2 protein-coding genes are annotated in these 1,716 nt (G+C 66.7%); both read left to right on the forward strand.

Translation table 11 applies throughout. From position 1 onward, the window contains the following. On the forward strand, positions 1–881 hold an 881-nt coding region (gene pdxA, locus G1E_RS19555), incomplete at its 5' end, for a 4-hydroxythreonine-4-phosphate dehydrogenase PdxA (protein ID WP_047150037.1). Then, positions 878–1,681, forward strand: coding sequence for a 16S rRNA (adenine(1518)-N(6)/adenine(1519)-N(6))-dimethyltransferase RsmA (gene rsmA / locus G1E_RS19560; protein WP_009685237.1), 804 nt, complete (start codon positions 878–880; stop codon positions 1,679–1,681). The genes pdxA and rsmA, both read left to right, overlap by 4 nt. The last annotated feature ends 35 nt before the right edge of the window (positions 1,682–1,716 follow it).

Genomic DNA, 1,716 nt, shown 5'->3' on the forward strand with positions numbered 1-1,716 from the left:
CCAGCCGTGACCTGCTCGCCGAGCGGGCCACCCAGCTGGGGCTGGCTGTCGACCTGTTGCCGGTTGCCCCGGGCCAATGGCCCGAGCAGCCAGCGCCAGCGGGCAGCCTGTATGTTTGGGATACACCGCTGGCGGCCCCGGTAACACCGGGCCAGCTCGACACGGCCAACGCCGCGTTCGTGCTGCAAACCCTGACCCGTGCAGGCCAGGGCTGCCTGGACGGGCACTTCGCCGGGATGATCACCGCCCCCGTGCACAAGGGTGTGATCAACGAGAGCGGCATCGCCTTTTCCGGGCACACCGAATTCCTCGCCGAACTGACCCAAACCGCACAAGTGGTGATGATGCTGGCGACCCGCGGCCTGCGCGTGGCCCTGGTTACCACCCACCTGCCGCTGCGGGACATCGCCGACGCCATCACTGCCGAGCGCGTCGAGCGGGTTACCCGCATCCTGCATGCAGACATGCGCGACAAGTTCGGCATCACCGCCCCACGCATCCTGGTGTGCGGCCTCAACCCGCATGCCGGCGAAGGCGGCCACCTGGGCCGCGAAGAAATCGACATCATCGAGCCGACCCTGGCCCGCCTGCGCGCCGAAGGCATGGACCTGCGCGGGCCGCTGCCGGCCGATACCCTGTTTACCCCCAAATATCTGGAGCACTGCGACGCGGTGCTGGCGATGTACCACGACCAAGGCCTGCCCGTACTCAAGTACAAGGGTTTTGGTGCGGCCGTGAACGTGACCTTGGGCCTGCCGATCATCCGTACCTCGGTTGACCACGGCACCGCCCTGGACCTGGCCGGCAGCGGCAAGGTCGACACCGGCAGCCTGCGCGTCGCGCTGGAAACCGCCTACCAGATGGCCGAGAACCGACCATGAACGAGCAATACCAACACCGGGCGCGCAAGCGCTTCGGCCAGAACTTCCTGCACGACGCCGGCATCATCGACCGTATCCTGCGCGCTATCCACGCCAAGCCTGGCGAACACTTGCTGGAAATCGGCCCGGGCCAGGGCGCCCTGACCGAGGGCCTGCTGGGCAGCGGCGCGCAACTGGACGTGGTCGAGCTGGACAAGGACCTGGTGCCGATCCTGCAGCACAAGTTCGCTGACCGCAGCAATTTCCGCCTGCACCAGGGCGACGCCCTGAAGTTCGACTTCAACCGGCTGGGCGTCCCGCCGCGCAGCCTCAAGGTGGTGGGTAACCTGCCCTATAACATCTCCACGCCGCTGATCTTCCACCTGCTCAGCCATGCCGGGCTGATCCGCGACATGCACTTCATGCTGCAGAAGGAAGTGGTCGAGCGCATGGCCGCCGGCCCTGGCGGTGGTGATTGGGGGCGGTTGTCGATCATGGTGCAGTACCACTGCCGCGTGGAACACCTGTTCAACGTTGGCCCTGGGGCGTTCAACCCGCCACCGAAAGTGGATTCGGCCATCGTGCGGCTGGTGCCGCACGAAGTGCTGCCTCACCCGGCCAAAGATGCACAACTGCTGGAGCGGGTGGTGCGTGACGCGTTCAACCAGCGCCGCAAAACACTGCGCAACACCATGAAGGGCCTGCTCGACAGCGCGGCCATCGAAGCTGCCGGCGTGGATGGCAGCCTGCGCCCGGAGCAGCTGGACCTGGCCGCCTTCGTGCGCCTGGCCGATCAGTTGGCCGATCAGCCCAAAGCCTGATTCGACCTGATCCGACCTCTTCGCGGGCACGCCCG

The organism is Pseudomonas sp. TJI-51, from assembly GCF_000190455.2.
Classification (GTDB): domain Bacteria; phylum Pseudomonadota; class Gammaproteobacteria; order Pseudomonadales; family Pseudomonadaceae; genus Aquipseudomonas; species Aquipseudomonas juntendi.